Raw genomic sequence first — 15,394 nt, 5'->3', positions numbered from 1 at the left:
GCCCGGGCCGCCGGCGGTCATGCAGGCACCTGTCCCTCAGTCGAGCCCGAGCAGCTTCCCGCTCTTCGAGACCTCGGGGTCGGTGCACGAGGCGAGATCGAAGCAGCAGGGGCGGCGCTTGCCGTGGCGCATCTTGTCCAGCGACACCTCCACGCGGCGCGCCCGGGTGTCGGGGTTCTTCGTGGCGCCGACCCAGCGCACCCACTCCCACCGGGCCATGGGCGTGATGTCCTCCCAGACCCCGCCGACGTCGTCGGCGCCCGCGAGCGCCTCGCCGAGGTCCTCGGGGACCGACGGCTCGGGCCATGCGGCCGACGGGGTCAGCGCGAAGGAGACCTCGTCGCCCTCGCCGCGCCCCAGCACCTCGAGCATCTCCGCGTCGAGGCTGATCCAGTGCCCTTTGGCGCCGTCGGGCTCGACGACGAGGTCGAAGGGATGACCGTCGAGCATCGCGGTCACGGCGTTCTGTCCGCGCGTGCGCAGCCGAGCGCTCGCCGCCGCGGGCAGCGGCAGGATCAGGCGCTCGCCGATGGCGCGGATGCGTCCGGTGCCCTCGATCGGCTCTGCTGTCTCGTCGGGGGTCCCGGCCATGTCCGCTCCGTCCTGCTGCTCGGCTCCGCCGCCCCGTCGGAGACGACGGGGTCGAGGCTGTCGAGGTCAGAGTACGGCCTCTCCGCGCAGCGGGGCCGCGCGCGGGAGCCACGCACCGGGGCCGCGCACCGGGGCCGCGCCCCCAGGCCGAGCCGCGGGGACGGGCGCGAGCCGAGCGGGGACGTGTGGGATGACGGACGCTCCTCGGACGCCGCATCCGTGACGGCGCGATCCCGGCCAGTGGCATCATGGCTCCCCGGCTCCGCCCGCGCGACGAAGCTGTGCAGCGACGACGCTGTCGACCGAACAGTCGCCATCGAAAGGCTTCCCATGTCGGAGAGACCCTCCGCCCCCTCGTCGACCACCGGTTCCGCCGCCGCCGGGACGACCGCCCCGCTCAGCGCCGATGAGAACACGCGCTCCCTGCAGTCCACGCTCAAGCCCTCCTGGGTGTTCGCGATCGCGCTCGGCTCGGCCGTGGGCTGGGGCGCGTTCATGCTGCCCGTGGACTGGCTGCAGGACGGCGGCACCGCCGGCGCGCTCCTGGGCTTCACGATCGGCGCCGTGCTCATCGGCATCATCGGCATCAGCTACGGGATGATCATCCGCGTGCTGCCCGTGACCGGCGGCGAGCTCGCCTTCGTGCTGCAGGAGTTCGGGCGGCGCCACGCGTTCGTGGTCGGCTGGTTCCTGGCGCTCGCGTACGCGTGCATCGTCGCCCTGAACGCGACGGCCGTCGCGCTCGTGTTCCGCATGCTGCTGCCCTCGGTCATGGAGCAGGTGCACCTGTACACGGTCGCGGGCTGGGACATCTACCTGCCCGAGGTGATCATCGCGGCCCTCGCGATCGTCGCCACGGGCTTCATGAACGCGATGGGCACGGCCCTGTCCGGGCGCTTCCAGTTCATCGCCTGCGTGGTGCTGATCATCGCGGTCGTCGCGATCCTGCTGGGGGCGCTGCTCCACGGCATGCAGCACGGCTTCGCGTTCTACCCGGCCTTCCCGGAGGGCTACTCTCCGCTGCCGGCGATCGCCGTGATGGTCGCCTTCGCGCCGTGGGCGTTCGTGGGCTTCGACAACGTGCCGCAGGCGGCCGGGGAGTTCGACTTCTCGCCCCGCAAGGCGCTGTTCCTCATCCTCGCCGCGATCGGCACGGCGGGCCTGGTCTACCTCGCGATGATCTTCTCGAGCTCCGTCGCGCTGGGCCCGAACGGCGACACCCACCCCGACGCCGCCTGGCCCACGGCCGAGGTGATCGCCGGCATCATGGGTCCGCTCGGCAAGGGCCTCATGGTGATCGCGGTGCTGATGGGCGTGGCGACGGGTCTGAACGGGTTCACCGTCTCCTCCTCGCGCGTGCTGATGGCGATGGGCAGGGCGAAGATGCTGCCGGCGTTCTTCGGCCGCGTCGAGAGCCGGCACCGCACGCCCGTGGTCGCGATCGTGTTCACGAGCGCCCTGTGCCTGCTGGCGCCGTTCTTCGGGCGCTCCGCGCTCCAGTGGATCGTGGACATGACCTCGGTGGGCGTGACCATCGCCTACGGGTACACGTGCCTGGCCGCGTTCAAGCTGGCCCACCCCGCGCGAGCGGGGGAGCACGACGCCTTCGGCCGCGCCCGCCCCGTCTACCGCGCGATCTCCCTGCTGGGCGCGCTGCTGTCGCTGGGCTTCCTGCTGCTGCTGTTCGTCCCGGGCTCCCCAGGGCGCCTGGGCACCCAGCCGCTCGTCGCGCTCGCCGTGTGGGTGGTGCTCGGCGCGGTCTTCCTCGCCGTCCGCCACCGTCGGCTGATGGCCGCCCCCGAGGCGGAGCTCGAGGAGGTCATCCTCCACCCCGAGCCGTGAGTGCCGGGCTCAGGTCGGCCCGGCACCGTCCGGCTCTCACGCCGAGTGCACGACCTCGCCGTCCTTGACGGTGGTGAGCACCTCGATGCCACGCAGGTCCTGCGGGTCGGTCGCGAGGGGGTCGGCCGAGAGGATCACGAGGTCGGCCCGCATCCCCTCGCGGATCTGCCCCTTGGTCTGCTCCTCGCCGTACTGGTAGGCGGCGTCGGTCGTGACCGCGCGCAGCGCCTCCCAGGTCGAGATGCGCTCCTCGGGGCCGACGGGCGGGCCCTCGCGGCTGATCCGGTTCACGGCCGCCCACACGCTCAGCAGCATGTCCGGGGGCGTGACGGGGGAGTCCTGGTGCAGGGTGACGCGCACGCCGCGGTCCAACGCCGAGCGGGCCGGGGAGACGCGCCGGCCGCGCCGCGGGCCGAAGTTGCGCAGATGCGCGTCGCCCCAGAAGTAGGTGTGGACGCTGAAGATCGAGGCGATCATGCCGAGCCGTGCCATGGTCTCGAGCTGGTCGTCGCGCACGGTCTGGGCGTGGATCATCACCGGGCGCTCGGCCAGCAGCGCCGGGTTCTCGGCGCCCACCTGCGTCACCGTGTCGATCCACTGCTGCGCGGCGGCGTCGCCGTTGCAGTGGGCGATGAGCTGGACGCCGTCGCCCGCGAGCTCGCGGGTCCAGGCGAGCACCTGCTCGTCCGAGTGGGCGGGGTAGGCGCAGCCGGGATGCTCGTCGCTCGGGACCGGCTCGTAGGGCTCGCTCATCCAGGCCGAGCGCGCCTGCGGGGAGCCGTCGAGGATCAGCTTGTACCCGCCCAGGCGCAGTCGCCCCGCGTAGTCGCCGGTGAACTCCGCGAACTGCTCGCGCGCCGGGGCGCCCCAGGCCGCGACCGGGTAGACCACGAGGTCCAGCGGCAGCTCGCCCGCGCGCGCCGCCTCGGCCAGGTCCGTCACGGCGTCGGGCGAGGCGGCGCCCTCCTGGGCGGTCGTGATCCCGTGGCGCAGATAGTCGTCCGCGGCCAGGCGCAGGGCGGCCGACGCGTCGCCGCCGCCGAGGATGCTGCCCGCGCCGCCCTCCGGGTCGATCGCGGCGAACAGGGCGCCGAGCGCCGCATGCTCCTCGGCGAAGCCGTCGGGCGAGCCGTCCTCGCGGCGGCCGAAGCGCCCGCCCTCGGGGTCGGGCGTCTCGGCGGTGATCCCTGCGGCCTCGACGAGGACGGAGTTCGCGGCGCCCACGTGCATGCTGCGGTGCATGGCGAGGACGGGGATCTCGGTCGAGACACGGTCGAGGTCCTCGCGCGTGGGGTGGCGCCCCTCGGCCAGCTGCGTCGGGTCGTACTTCGCGCCGATCAGCGGCGAGTCGTCGCCCGCATCGCGCGCGGCGAGACGCTCCCGGAAAGCCGCGATCACCTCGTCGATGCTGCGGGCGCCCTCGAGGTCGACGAGGGCGGCGAGCCGGCCGTGTGCCAGCAGATGGCCGTGCGAGTCGACGAAGGACGGCATCAGAGTGCGGCCTGCGAGGTCCACCTCGGCGGGTTCGTCGGCGCGCTCGCGGAGGTCGGCGAGAGCGCCGACGCCGGTGATCAGGCCGTCCTCGACGAGCACGGCCTCGGGGGCGTCGTCGCGGTCGACCAAGGTGAGGATGCGGCCGGAATGGTAGAGCGTCTGCACGCTGCGGCTCCTTCGATGCGGGGGTGAGGCGTCGGCGCGCCGCGCGCGTCGGCCGAGCCACCGTATCGGTGCGGGCAGGACGGTCGCTGGGCCAGGACCGTCCTGCCCGACGCCGCTGATGCCGCGGCCCTTCGTGTCCCCGCCTACGCCTACGACTACGCCTCGGCCCCGGCCCGCGCCCCGGTGCGGAACCGGGACACGTACTCCTGGAAGTCCCACCCCTCGCGGGTCGCCGTCCCGTCGAGGAAGTCGGTCGCGGCCTGCCGTCCGGTGCGGTAGAGCTTCTCGCGGTCCTCGTCCGAGAGGTCGAACTGGGTGGGCTTCACGAAGCTCGTGTCGATGAAGATCGTGCGTGCCTGCACGTGCGGGTCGTCGATGTGCATGCGGTCGCGTGCGCCGATGAGGGTGTCCAGCAGGGCGAGCGCGTAGGACAGCGCGCCGCGGATGCTGTTCACCGGGGCCGGATCGGCCGGCGGACGGGCCGAGAGCTTGATGCCGAACGTGGGCCAGCGCGGGAGCGCGCCGTCGGCCCGATCGAAGACGCCGACGGGGAAGTTCGAGAGCATCCCGCCGTCCACGAGGAACGCGCGCCGCCCCTGCGAGGTCGCCCATCGCACGGGCCGGAAGAAGAAGGGCATCGCGGTCGAGGCGCGCACGGCCTCGGCGACAGGAAGATCGGCGGCCGTCATGCCGTACTTGCCGGCGTCGCGGGGCAGCAATCGGAGTCGCCCCGCCGTGACGTCGGAGGCGGTGACGACCAGGCGGGACGCGCCGGCGGCTGGGCCCGCGCCGGTGGACGAGTCCGCGGCGGCGTCCTCGATGGACCGACCGTTCCCGACGGGCCGGACTCCCCCGACGGGCCGGTCGGGCGCCTCGCCCTCGGGGTCCTGGTAGGGGAGATCGGCGAAGGTGAACGGACGGGAGGGATCGGCGGGCCGCGCGTGCTCGGCCAGCTGCTCGGCGAGCCACGTTCCCACGTACCTCCCGCGATGCACGCCCTTGCGCACGAGGATCGCGACGGCCTTGCCCACCAGCGGACGCGTCCACCAGGGGCCGTCGCAGAACTTCTCGTAGTCGATCTCGCGCAGGAGCCCCACCAGGTCGGCGGCGGGGACGTCGGCGGCGACCAGCGCCCCGGCGATCGCTCCCGCGGACGAGCCGGCGACCCGGCCGAAGCAATACCCGCGCTCCTCGAGCACCTCGATCGCGCCTGCGAGGGCGATGCCCTTCACGCCGCCGCCCTCGAGGACGAGGTCGGCGCGGGACGTCTCGGCGCCGCCTCCCTGGTGGGCGTCCTGTACCTCCGACGCCATCAGCGAGCGGGTGCGGCAGGGCCGGCGGGCGTCTCGGGCGCGCCGGACTCCCCGTCGTCCCTGTCATCCCGGTCGTGCCCGTCGATCCCGTCGTCCGCGGCGGCGACCTCGTACCCACCGGCTCTGCGGTCTCCATCGCCGTCGGACCCGCCATCGCCGTCGTCGGCCCCGTCATCGTCGTCCCCGGGGACGTCCGGCACGCCGAGCATCGCGGGCACGTCGTCGACGGGCGTGCCCGGCTGCCAGCGGCGGGCGGCGACGATCATCGAGTTGACCGTGGCGATGAAGGGCACGGCGAAGAACGCGCCGGCGATCCCGGCGATCGCGGTGCCCGTGACGACGCCGAGGACGACGCCCAGCGGGTGCACCTTCACGGCCGTGCCGGTGAGCATGGGGTGCAGGACGTGGGATTCGATCTGCTGCACGCCCACCACGATCGCGAGCATGATCAGCGCGTGGACCCAGCCGTTGAAGACGAGCGCGAGGCCCACGGCGACGGCGCCGCCCACGATCGCGCCGACCACCGGCACGAAGGCGCCGAAGAAGACCACCACGGCGATCGGGATCGCGAGCGGGACGCCCAGGATCGCGGCGCCGATGCCGATGAACACGGCGTCGGTCGCGGCGACGACGAGCTGGATGCGGATGAAGCTGGTCAGGGTGTGCCAGCCGGCGGCGCCCGCCGCGAGGATCCGTGGCTGCGCCGCGCGCGGGAACAGCCGCGAGGTCCAGATCCACATGTGCTTGCCGTCGATCAGGGCGAACAGGGTCACGAAGATGACGATGAACAGGCCCTCGAGCACGTGCGCGACGCTCGAGCCGGCCTCGGCGGCGCCCGCCCCGATCTCCGAGGCGTGCTTCTGCAGCCACTCGGTGGCCTTGGTGACGTAGCCGTCGACGTCGGACTCGGTGATCCCAAAGGGATGGGTCGCCAGCAGGGTCTCGGCCTGGTCCAGCGCGTCGATGGCCTGCTTCTGGATCGACGGCAGCTGGCTGCGGATCTGGCTGGTCACCAGGACCACGAGCCCCACGATCACGGCGAACATGACCACCCAGGCGGTGATGATCGCGACCCACTTGGGCCAGTGGTGGCGCTGCAGGAACGCGGAGACCGGCACCAGGAGCGCCGAGAGCAGCAGGCCCACCATGAAGGGGATCACGATCTCGGAGAGCCACATGGCAAGCAGGGAGACGGCGACGACGCCGAGTCCGATCACCAGCACGCGCCAGGTGAAGCCCGCGCCGATCTTCAGCCCGTCAGGGATCGGGTCGGGGTGCGGCAGCGGCGAGGAGGGCCGCGCCGATGCTGCAGCGACACGGGCCGGAGCAGGAGTGCTTGAAGACGGGGGAGCGTCCCCGGGGCGCGTGGTGTCCTGATCTGTCATGGACGGATTATCCCGCTCCCGTGGGGAATGCGTTGCTGGTGCGAAGTACGGCCGTGGAGGAATGCCTCGAGGATCGGTCCGGTCGCTTCGCTTCTACGAGGCAGTGTGCTGATCCATCGTGTCAACCTTCACGGCCGAACGGAGTTCATCCATGCCGTTCGCCTCGGACCAGATCCCGTTCCCTCAGCTGGACCTCGTGGCAGGATCGCCGTCAGGTGCAGCGACGACAAGCAGTGCTCTGCCACGAGGCTCCGCATCGACAGATCCAGGCCGACTGTCTCCCGGGGGCCAGGGCCTCCACGTTCGGGCCCAGTCCCCGCGCGTCGCGTCCGGGCCGGCAAGACGCCCGCTCGGCGCCTCACACCTCCGCGACAGGCATGCGAATCGTGAACGCGGATCCCTGCCCTGGTTCGGAACGCACACTGATCTGTCCTCCGTGGGCGCGCACGATGCTCTGGGTGATGGCGAGCCCCAGCCCGTGCCCGGGGATCTGCTTCTTCGCGGCGGTCGCTGTGCGGTAGTACTCCGTGAACAGGTTCGCCTGCTCGTCCGGGGTCATCCCGATGCCATTGTCTTTGACCTGCGCTTCGACGGCTCCCTCGACTTCGGCGACGGTCACGTCCACGTGGCCGCCCGACGGCGTGAACTTCAGGGCGTTCGAGATCAGGTTCACCAGCACCTGCGTCATCCGGGCAGTGTCCAGCGAGATCAGCCGGTTCTCGTCCACCGTGCAGGTGAGCTGGACACCCTCGCTCTGGGCACGCGGGCGCAGGGTCGTGCAGGCCTCGCACGCGATGTCTCCGAGCCGAGCCGGGGAACGATCCAGGGACCGCTCGGCCGCGTGCGGGGACATCCCATCCAGCAGGTCGCCCACGAGGTGCAGCAGCTGCTCTGCGTTGCGCTCGACGACGGCGAGCTCGTTGCGAACATTCGGGTCCATGCGCGGATCGTCCATCGCGAGCTCGAGGTACCCCAGGATCGAGGTGAGGGGCGTACGCATCTCGTGGGAGACATCCGCCGTGATCCGACGCTGCTGCCGAGCGTGCTCCGTGAAGGTGCTGATGTCGTTGAAGACGATCACCGCGCCCCCGCGCTGACCCTTCGTGTCGACGATCTGGCGGGCAGCGGTCGAGACGGTGCGACGCTCGCCGCCGGCGTCACCGAGCACCACGATGTAGTTGGTGAAGGTCTCCTGGTCCACGGCGCGGCGCACGGGCCGCAGGTGAGGGGGGATCGTTGCGCCCGTGTCGGGATAGTGCACCAGGAGCTGGTCCTCGGCGGGGTCCGGCTCATCCTCGGGCAGCGCCAGGCGGTGCAGCTCCATTTGAGCGCGATTCATCATCAGGTCGTGGCCGTCCTTGTCGACGATCACGATGCCGACCGACAGGCTGTCGATGACGTTCTGGAACAGGTTCTCCTGTTCGGTCGTCACCCTCAGCAGCTCCGTCTTCTGCCGCAGGGCCTCGTGGCTGCGATGACTCTCCTGCACTGATCGCGTCGTGGCCATGGCGATCATGAGCGTCATCTGCAGCACGACCAGGGCGAGCAGTACGGAGCGCACGACCGCGGCGCCGGTCGGATCCGGATACGCCCGCAGGAGCGTCGGGATCGCGAACGATATCGTCACGGCGACGGTAGATGCCGCAGCACCGACGTAGCGCCAGCTGTAGGCCGCCCACAGCGCGGGGACGAAGGCGAGCAGCGTGACCGTTGCCGCCTCCACCCGGAACGCGTCGCGCAGGGGAGCGACTGCCAAAATATCGGCGATGGGAATCCAGACTGCCGCACCTGGGCGTACCCGCAGCATGTGCCAGGTCGCCGTGAGAACGGTGATGAGTGCGAGGGCGATGATGCCGGCCAGGTATTCGGCGCCGAGAACCTTCTGGGGACTGACGACCGCGAGCAGCGCGCTGATCGCCAGGACGAAGGCGAAGAACCAGCACTGCTTGGGCAGGTGGTCATCTCGTGAGGCGATCGCCAGGAAGGAGCGCCGAGGAGAAGCGTCGAGGGTCGACATAAGAGCACTCTTCCAGACGCGGTGCGGGTGCACGTCAGACGCCGCTTGTACTGAGGATCAGGAAGAGCACCCGCAGCGCAGCGACGGCAGTCGATCGACGTCGCCACGCAGGCGAGTCGGGGTTGTGCACGGTCGATTGCTCGGCGAGCCGCGCCTGGAACCGGGCACCTTCGAGCCCTTCTCGTGGAGCTGCAACGACTGATGATGGTGGCGGCTCCGCAAGGGACGCCACAGGCCGCTCGTCCAGTCGACCTGCGCATTCGGTCGTCGCACCGCCGGTGTCGGTCCGCTCGTCTTACCGGTCAGTCCCTTCAGCCTCCCTGGCGCGCCCGCATCCCATAGCCTGGTGCGCGACAACGGTCGGGGAGGGAAGGTCGGGCGCATGGGCACATCGACGGCAACGGTGATCGAGGACGATGACGACATCCGGCGTCTCCTCGAGGTGGTTCTCAGTCAGGAGGGGTACGCGGTCACGACCGCGGCCAGCGGAACAGACGGGATCGCCTCACTCATCGCCGAACCCCCGGACCTCGCGCTCGTGGACGTCGGCCTGCCGGACATGGATGGCTACGAGGTGGTGCGCCGTGCGCGCACCACCGTCATCGGACTGATCGTGATGCTGAGCGCTCGCTCACAGGCAGAGGATGCCCGCCTGGGACTTGAGGCTGGCGCCGACGCCTATCTGACCAAGCCGTTCCGCCCCCGCCAACTGCGGCAGGAGCTTCGAAACCTCGTCTCCAATCCCCTCACTGACGACGGATCGGCACCGCCTGCATCTGACTGAGTGAGGGCTGCTCCACAAGTGGCACCTGCAGCAGCTCGCGCCTCACCGACACTTCCTTGCGAAGCATGCTCACGGTCTCCCGGCCGACGGCGGTGACGACCGGAAGCTCTGCGGCGGCCGCGTCCATGTCGCCGTGCTCCAGTGCGTCCTCGAGATCGCCCGCAGCCCGCTCGAGGCGCGTGGCTCCGACCATCGCCGAGGAGACCCGGATGCTTCCGATCGCATCCCGAGTCTGCATCGGCGACTGCGAGGCGAGGGCCCGCTCCAGCCGGGCTGTGCGTGTGGGCCACATCACCGCCCAGCCCGAGACGAAGTCGATGCCCAGGTCTGACCGGCCGTCCAGCTCTGCCGCGAGCTCCTCCAACTGTTCGGTGCTGAGCAGCGGCAGCGCCGCCAAGTGCGCCCCGAGGGCGACATCGACGAGGGTCCGGCCGTCCGCGTTGCGGCGCGTCTTCGCCCAGCCCGTACGGCCGGTGACGGCCCGCCAGGCCGCCCGCACGTAGTAGACGTATGTCAGATACACGTACACCAGGTTGGCGAGGCCCAGCGCGACGGACTGGCCCCGGGAGATCTCGTGCTCGGTGACCTTGCGGTACACCAGACCCCACACGGCGTACGGCAGGACCAGGAAGAACAGCGCCGCCAGAACGAGGGTCAGCAGGCTCGCGGAGGACCAGTAGTCCAGGGCGGACTGCGCCACCCCCAGGACCAGCAGAAGGGGGACCAGCACCAGGTTCAGCATCATGATGACGGGCTGAAGCATGAAGTAGTGGATCTCCAGGAGGCCGGCGAGGCTCAGATGACCGCTCTTGCGCAGCCCGGGCAGCGCGGATGCGCACTCCATGTTGCCCTGCGCCCAACGGGTGCGCTGGGTGATGAGGCGACGGGTGAACGGGAGGGCCTCCTGCGAGACGTGCGCCTCGCGCACGTAGTGGTTGTGCATGCCCATCTGCAGGATGTTGAGGCCCAGCTCGTAGTCCTCCGAGAGCTTCTTGCCCCAGGGCTTGCCGCGCCGGCTGGCCAGGGCGTCCAGTACGGATAGGCGCGTGAACTGGCCGTTGCCACCCATGCCGACCGTGCCCGTGCGCACCCTCAGCACCTGCATGGCCGAATTCGTGGTGCGGAACTCCAGGTCCTGCATGCGCACCAGGAACCTGCCGACGAGGTTGAGCCAGCGACCGTCAGCCGGGCGCGGACGGCGGTCCCCGCGGTTCTTCATCCACACCTCGAGCTGCACCGCGCCGATCTCCGCGTCTCCGAAGGCCTGCGGACCCGCGAGCATCGCGAGCGTGTTGTCAGACAGGTAGCCGTCGGCGTCGAGGACGCCGATCACGGTGCGATGGCGTGCGTCCTCGGTGCCGCCCACGTGCTCGGAGACGATCCGGTAGGCGGCATTCAGTGCGTCGCCCTTGCCCGTGCGGGCCTCGGGCGCGATCCGAGAGATCAGGTGCACGCGCTGGTCGAAGACCATGAGGTCTTGCACCACCTCGGCCGTCGCGTCCTCGCTGGCGTCGTCGATCACCCACACGTGCAGATCCGGGAAGCTGGAGCGGGCCGCCGAGACGGTTTCGGCGATGACGTTCTCCTCGTCGCGGCACGGCACCAGCACGTGCCACTCCAGGGCATCAGGGTCGCCGGGCGTGTTCCGCGGATGCCGCACCTCACCGACGAAGGTCATCAGCAGCAGTGCGACGTAGGTCAGCGCGCACGCTGCCACCACGGTGAGGAGAAGCACCGCGACGTCCCGCCAGATCTTCTCGCCGAAGGAGCCGAACTCTCCCGAGAGCCCGAAGACGAGGATGGCTGCGACGCCGAAGAGCGCAGCGAGGAGCACTGTCAGGAGGGACCTCATGTGGAAGCTCGCTTTCGCCGGTCGTGCCGCGTCCGACGCGTCGATGCCCTCCCCAGTGCGTGCGCGGGAAGGGGGAGGGCATCAGCGTGCGAGCGGACGCGTCGGCCCGCCTGCGGTCGCCCCGCACGTCTACGGGACCAGCCTCAGATTACTGTCCGGTAGGAGCGCGTACAGCGCGCATGGGTCACCTTCACGTCACGATTATCCGCACGGCACGGCCCGTGCGGCGGCTGAAGACCGGACGATCTCAGCGCGGAGACTCGTCCTCCGGCGGGCTGACGGGCGAGGCGGCGGCGCGCTCCCGCTCCCGGCGGCTCTCCTCCTCATCGCGACGGCGGAAGCGCCGTCCGATGACGACGCCGACCACGACGAGAAGGATCAGCACGAGCGCGGAGATCCCGTAGAAGGCGAGGAGGGGCTCGAGCGGCATCATTCCCACGAGTCTAATCCTCGGCGCCCGGGACCGACGACGGAGGGCGGGGACGGCCTCGGATGAGACCGTCCCCGCCCTCCGTCATGCGGAGCTGGGGTCACAGACCCCGCTCGGTGTCCTCGATCCCGTCGTCGAGGTCGCCCTCGCGCGGACCACGCGCCCGGCGCACATGGCTCTCGGAGATGCTGAAGGGATCCGAGTCGTCGACGGGGCGCGATGTGCGCCCCTCGGCGTCGGTCTCGGGGCGCAGCGTGCGTCCGTCGGCTTCGTCCGCGGGTCGCGGCGCGCGTCGGTCGTCCGCACTCGGGCTCTGGACGGGGGTCACCGCGCCGCGCGGATCCTCGTACGCCTCACCGGAGCGGGGCGCAGCGTCGCCCGCGGTGGGCGCGGCGTTGCTCCGATCGGTGCCCCTGCTGCTCTCGTTCGCCCTGGCGTCGATCTCATCCTCGCTCAGGACGTGGCCGTCGGCGTCTCCGGGCTGTCGGTCGGCGTCGCGTGACGTGCCGCTCGCCGGAGCAGCAGCACCGGCCTCCACCGGCTGCGCCCGACGTGTTCCCCCGTCGTCCGCGATGAGCGAGCCCTCGCGTGACGCGTCGCCGTCTACCGGACGAGCATCTTGGTGGCGGCCCTCGGTCTGCTCACCGGCCAGCGGTTCGCGATGCGTCCCCGCGGGAGCATCCTCTCGGTGTGCGGCGCCGTCGTTGGCCACACGGGCGCGCGGCCTGGCCTCGGCGCGACTCTCGCCGGCATGCACGCGATCGGCTCCCGTGTTCTGCGGGGCCTGCGCTGTGCGCTGATCCTGCGCGGCCTGGGCATCACCGGAGTGCACACCGGCGGCGACGCCGGCGCCCGCTGCGGCTCCTGCGCCACCGGCCGCTGCGCCATGGCCGCTCTCGCCGGGTGCGCGATGGGCACCGCGCGTGTCGCCCTCGTGACGTCCCTGCGACCGATTCCCGTCGGCGGACTCGGAGGCCTCCGGCGCACCCTCGGGGACCCGCTGATCGCGCGGGGCCGCGCCCGGCTGGGCCGCGCCCGCCTCCCGAGGTTTGGGCTGTGTCGACCTCTCGCTGCGCGCATCCGGCTGGACCGCGTGCTCCGCGTGAGATCCGGGTTGCGGGGCGCTCTCCGAGTGTGCGTCCGGACGGGTCGCTTGTTCGTCGTGTGTGCCTGCCGGGTTCACGGCCGCCTCACGGGGAGCGGCGTCGACCGTGCGCGCGTCGCGCGGACGATCCTCGACGTGTTCCGGCGGGATTGCATCGTGCCGCGCCGTGGCGCCGTCGATCCCGGCTCTCTGCTCCGTGCGGTCCGTGCGGTCGACGTACCCCTCGTCCGAGGCGGCAGCGCCCACGCCTGCCGCGCCGACTCCGGCAGCGCCGGCGCCGACACCGTGCCCGGGGGCTCTGCGCTCGTCGGCCCGCGGGTCGGCATCGCCGGCGTCCCGAGCGGTCGTCTCGTCGAGGGGCGCGTCGGAGCCGCGTCGGCCGCTCGATCCCTTGGCGTCGACGTCGGGGTCGAGCTCATCGGCCTGGCGGAGCCGGCCGTCGACGTCGGCGCGCGCCCTGTCGGCGTCCTGCCGCTGCTGCTGCGCCGTCTGGTCGCGGCGCTCGGCCTCGACCTTGGCCTTGTCGGCCTCGAGCTCCGTCTCGCGCGCCTTGATCTCTCGCTCCTTGACCTCCACCTGGTCCTTCTGCGCCTGCGACCGGAGCTCGGCGGCGCGCTGGCGGTCGATTTCCTCCTGGCGGGCGCGCCGACGCCGGGAGCTGACGACCCCCACGATGATCAGGATGGCGAGGACCACGATGATGAGGATGATGACCGGGATGACCCAGCCGGGCAGGTTACCCATGTGCTTCTCCTTCGGTCGGACCCGTTCCTCCGGGCCGCGGAGCGTTCGCGGCAGTCACTGCCGCGCTGTGCATTCCACCAGATATATGTGGTGGGCGCCACATCCCGTGCTGAATCGGGGCCGCGGGTCCGGGAGTCCCGAGACGCAGAAGGACCCCTCGAGCCCGCCGAAGCTGGCGGTTTCGAGGGGTCCTTCTCTCAGCGCTGCCCGGGAGGCTCCGTCCTGCGGACGGGCGCGAGCCCGGGCGGCGAAAGCGTCACTGACGCACGACGATGTTCTCCGAGTCGATGAAGCGACCGACCGGTGAGGCGAAGGTCTCGATGACCCGCGCGACGTGCTCCGGCTGCATGATCGTGGACGGGTCCTCCTCCGGCGCCAGGGTGCGGCGCAGGGCGGTCGCGGTGCGACCGGGGGAGAGGCAGACCACGCGGGTGCCGTAGATCGCGAGCTCCTCGCGCATCACCTGGCTCATGTTGATCACGGCCGCCTTGGAGGCCGAGTACGTGAGCCAGCCCGAGCGCCCGTTGATGCCGGCGGTCGAGGCGATGTTGACGATCAGCTTGAACACGTTGCCGTGGTTCAGCAGCCACTTGACGATGAGGAACGGCGCGTAGACGTTCACGCTCATCGTCTTCTCGAAGTCCTCGATCTCCGCCTGCTGCAGGGGGACCGGGTTCGTGTAGCCCGCGTTGTTGACGAGGATGTCGATGTTGCCGACCTCGCCGTGCACGGACTCGAGGGCCTCGTGCAGCGAATCGCGGTCGCCCACGTCGACGTAGCGGGTGATGATCTTGCGGCCGACGGGGCTCGAGGAGCGCAGCTCCTCGACGGCGGCATCGAAGTCATCGGACTTGCGGGCGAACATCACCACGGTGGTGATGTCCTCGCTGTTGTGCAGGAAGCGGCGGGTGGTCTCGAGACCGATCCCGCGCGAAGCACCGGTGACGAGAGCAGTCTTAGTCATCGTCTTCCTCCTCCGGGCGCAGGAGGAAGCCCGCCATGCGCAGATCAGTGGGCGTGGTGACCTTGAAGTTCACGTCCGAGCCGTCGATGAAGTGGACGGGGTGCCCGGTGACCGCGACGAGGGTCGCATCCTCCGTGTAGACCTTGTGGTCCTGCTCGGCCTTGGCGTGGGCGTCCTGCAGGTCGGCCTTGGAGAACTTCTGCGGCAGCTGCACGTTGCGCAGCTGGTCGCGCTCCAGCGAGCCCGTGACCTCGTGGGTCTCGGGGTCCACCGGCGCCACGGTGAAGGAGATCGGGGTCATCAGCGAGACATTGCTGTGCTCGGAGGCGATGAGGTCCTCGAAGTTCTTCTTCGTCACCAGCGGGCGCGCGGCCTCGTGGATGATCACGTCGTCGTTGGTGCAGTGGGGGAGCATCGCGGCGACGGACGAGTGCCGCGAGTCGCCGGCCTCGACGAGCGTGACCGGGGTGGAGATCGCGTAGTCCCGGAGGACCTCCTCGACCTCTTCCTTCCACTCCGGCGGGTAGTTCAGGACGATCTGGTCGATCTTCTCGACCCTGTTCGCCATGATCAGCGCGTAGACCAGGATCGGGATGCCACGGAGTTTCAGCAGCTGCTTCGGCTGGTTGGCGCCGATGCGAGCCCCGATCCCTCCGTTCAGCAGGATCAGTGAGTACATGGATGGGTTCCTTCGTGCAGTCGGTGTCG

At 70.7% G+C, this 15,394-nt stretch carries 12 protein-coding genes; 2 read left to right on the top strand and 10 right to left on the bottom strand.

From position 1 onward, the window contains the following. Window positions 1-36 precede the first annotated feature (36 nt). Window positions 37-591, bottom strand: a complete 555-nt coding sequence (locus tag MHY49_RS07910; RefSeq protein WP_239203483.1) for a YdeI/OmpD-associated family protein — start codon at window positions 589-591, stop codon at window positions 37-39. A 330-nt stretch (window positions 592-921) separates the two neighbouring features. Here MHY49_RS07910 and MHY49_RS07905 point away from each other — a divergent pair, with 330 nt between their 5' ends. Continuing rightward, window positions 922-2,433, top strand: a complete 1,512-nt coding sequence (locus tag MHY49_RS07905; protein WP_239203482.1) for an APC family permease — start codon at window positions 922-924, stop codon at window positions 2,431-2,433. A gap of 36 nt (window positions 2,434-2,469) precedes the next feature. On the opposite strand, the gene MHY49_RS07900 is transcribed toward MHY49_RS07905, so the two are convergent. The 4 genes from MHY49_RS07900 to MHY49_RS07885 form a co-directional block, all read right to left on the bottom strand. Next, complete coding sequence (locus MHY49_RS07900; protein WP_239203481.1) at window positions 2,470-4,092, bottom strand: amidohydrolase; 1,623 nt, start codon at window positions 4,090-4,092, stop codon at window positions 2,470-2,472. 155 nt (window positions 4,093-4,247) lie between these two features. Next, window positions 4,248-5,405 (bottom strand): patatin-like phospholipase family protein, encoded by a 1,158-nt coding sequence (locus tag MHY49_RS07895; RefSeq protein ID WP_370646047.1) that lies wholly within the window; start codon window positions 5,403-5,405, stop codon window positions 4,248-4,250. Beyond that, a complete protein-coding gene (locus tag MHY49_RS07890) occupies window positions 5,405-6,790 on the bottom strand; it encodes an AI-2E family transporter (RefSeq protein ID WP_239203480.1) in 1,386 nt (461 codons plus the stop codon). The genes MHY49_RS07895 and MHY49_RS07890 overlap by 1 nt, the downstream gene beginning before the upstream one ends. A 358-nt stretch (window positions 6,791-7,148) precedes the next feature. Next, a complete protein-coding gene (locus MHY49_RS07885; RefSeq protein ID WP_239203479.1) occupies window positions 7,149-8,807 on the bottom strand; it encodes an ATP-binding protein in 1,659 nt (552 codons plus the stop codon). Between the two features lie 382 nt (window positions 8,808-9,189). Here MHY49_RS07885 and MHY49_RS07880 point away from each other — a divergent pair, with 382 nt between their 5' ends. Continuing rightward, entirely contained in the window at window positions 9,190-9,591 is a 402-nt protein-coding gene (locus tag MHY49_RS07880) for a response regulator transcription factor (protein ID WP_239203478.1), read from the top strand. Here MHY49_RS07880 and MHY49_RS07875 read toward each other — a convergent pair. The 5 genes from MHY49_RS07875 to MHY49_RS07855 form a co-directional block, all read right to left on the bottom strand. Then, window positions 9,554-11,443, bottom strand: coding sequence for a glycosyltransferase (locus MHY49_RS07875; RefSeq protein ID WP_239203477.1), 1,890 nt, complete (start codon window positions 11,441-11,443; stop codon window positions 9,554-9,556). The two genes, MHY49_RS07880 and MHY49_RS07875, sit on opposite strands and share 38 nt — an antisense overlap. 247 nt (window positions 11,444-11,690) lie before the next feature. Beyond that, window positions 11,691-11,876: a hypothetical protein gene (locus MHY49_RS07870; RefSeq protein WP_239203476.1), complete on the bottom strand. Its 186-nt coding sequence runs from the start codon at window positions 11,874-11,876 to the stop codon at window positions 11,691-11,693. Window positions 11,877-11,973: 97 nt separating this feature from the next. Next, window positions 11,974-13,722 (bottom strand): hypothetical protein, encoded by a 1,749-nt coding sequence (locus tag MHY49_RS07865; RefSeq protein ID WP_239203475.1) that lies wholly within the window; start codon window positions 13,720-13,722, stop codon window positions 11,974-11,976. Window positions 13,723-13,978: 256 nt separating this feature from the next. Further along, window positions 13,979-14,686 (bottom strand): SDR family NAD(P)-dependent oxidoreductase, encoded by a 708-nt coding sequence (locus MHY49_RS07860; RefSeq protein WP_228359279.1) that lies wholly within the window; start codon window positions 14,684-14,686, stop codon window positions 13,979-13,981. Beyond that, on the bottom strand, window positions 14,679-15,365 hold the full coding sequence (locus MHY49_RS07855) for a 2-C-methyl-D-erythritol 4-phosphate cytidylyltransferase (RefSeq protein WP_239203474.1): 687 nt from the start codon (window positions 15,363-15,365) through the stop codon (window positions 14,679-14,681). Before MHY49_RS07855 ends, MHY49_RS07860 begins: the two co-directional genes overlap by 8 nt. Between the last annotated feature and the right edge of the window lie 29 nt (window positions 15,366-15,394).

This window comes from Brachybacterium sp. ACRRE, assembly GCF_022346485.1.
Taxonomy (GTDB): domain Bacteria; phylum Actinomycetota; class Actinomycetes; order Actinomycetales; family Dermabacteraceae; genus Brachybacterium; species Brachybacterium halotolerans.
The sequence above is the reverse complement of the archived record's forward strand: the minus strand, read 5'-3'. Positions and strand labels throughout refer to the sequence as shown.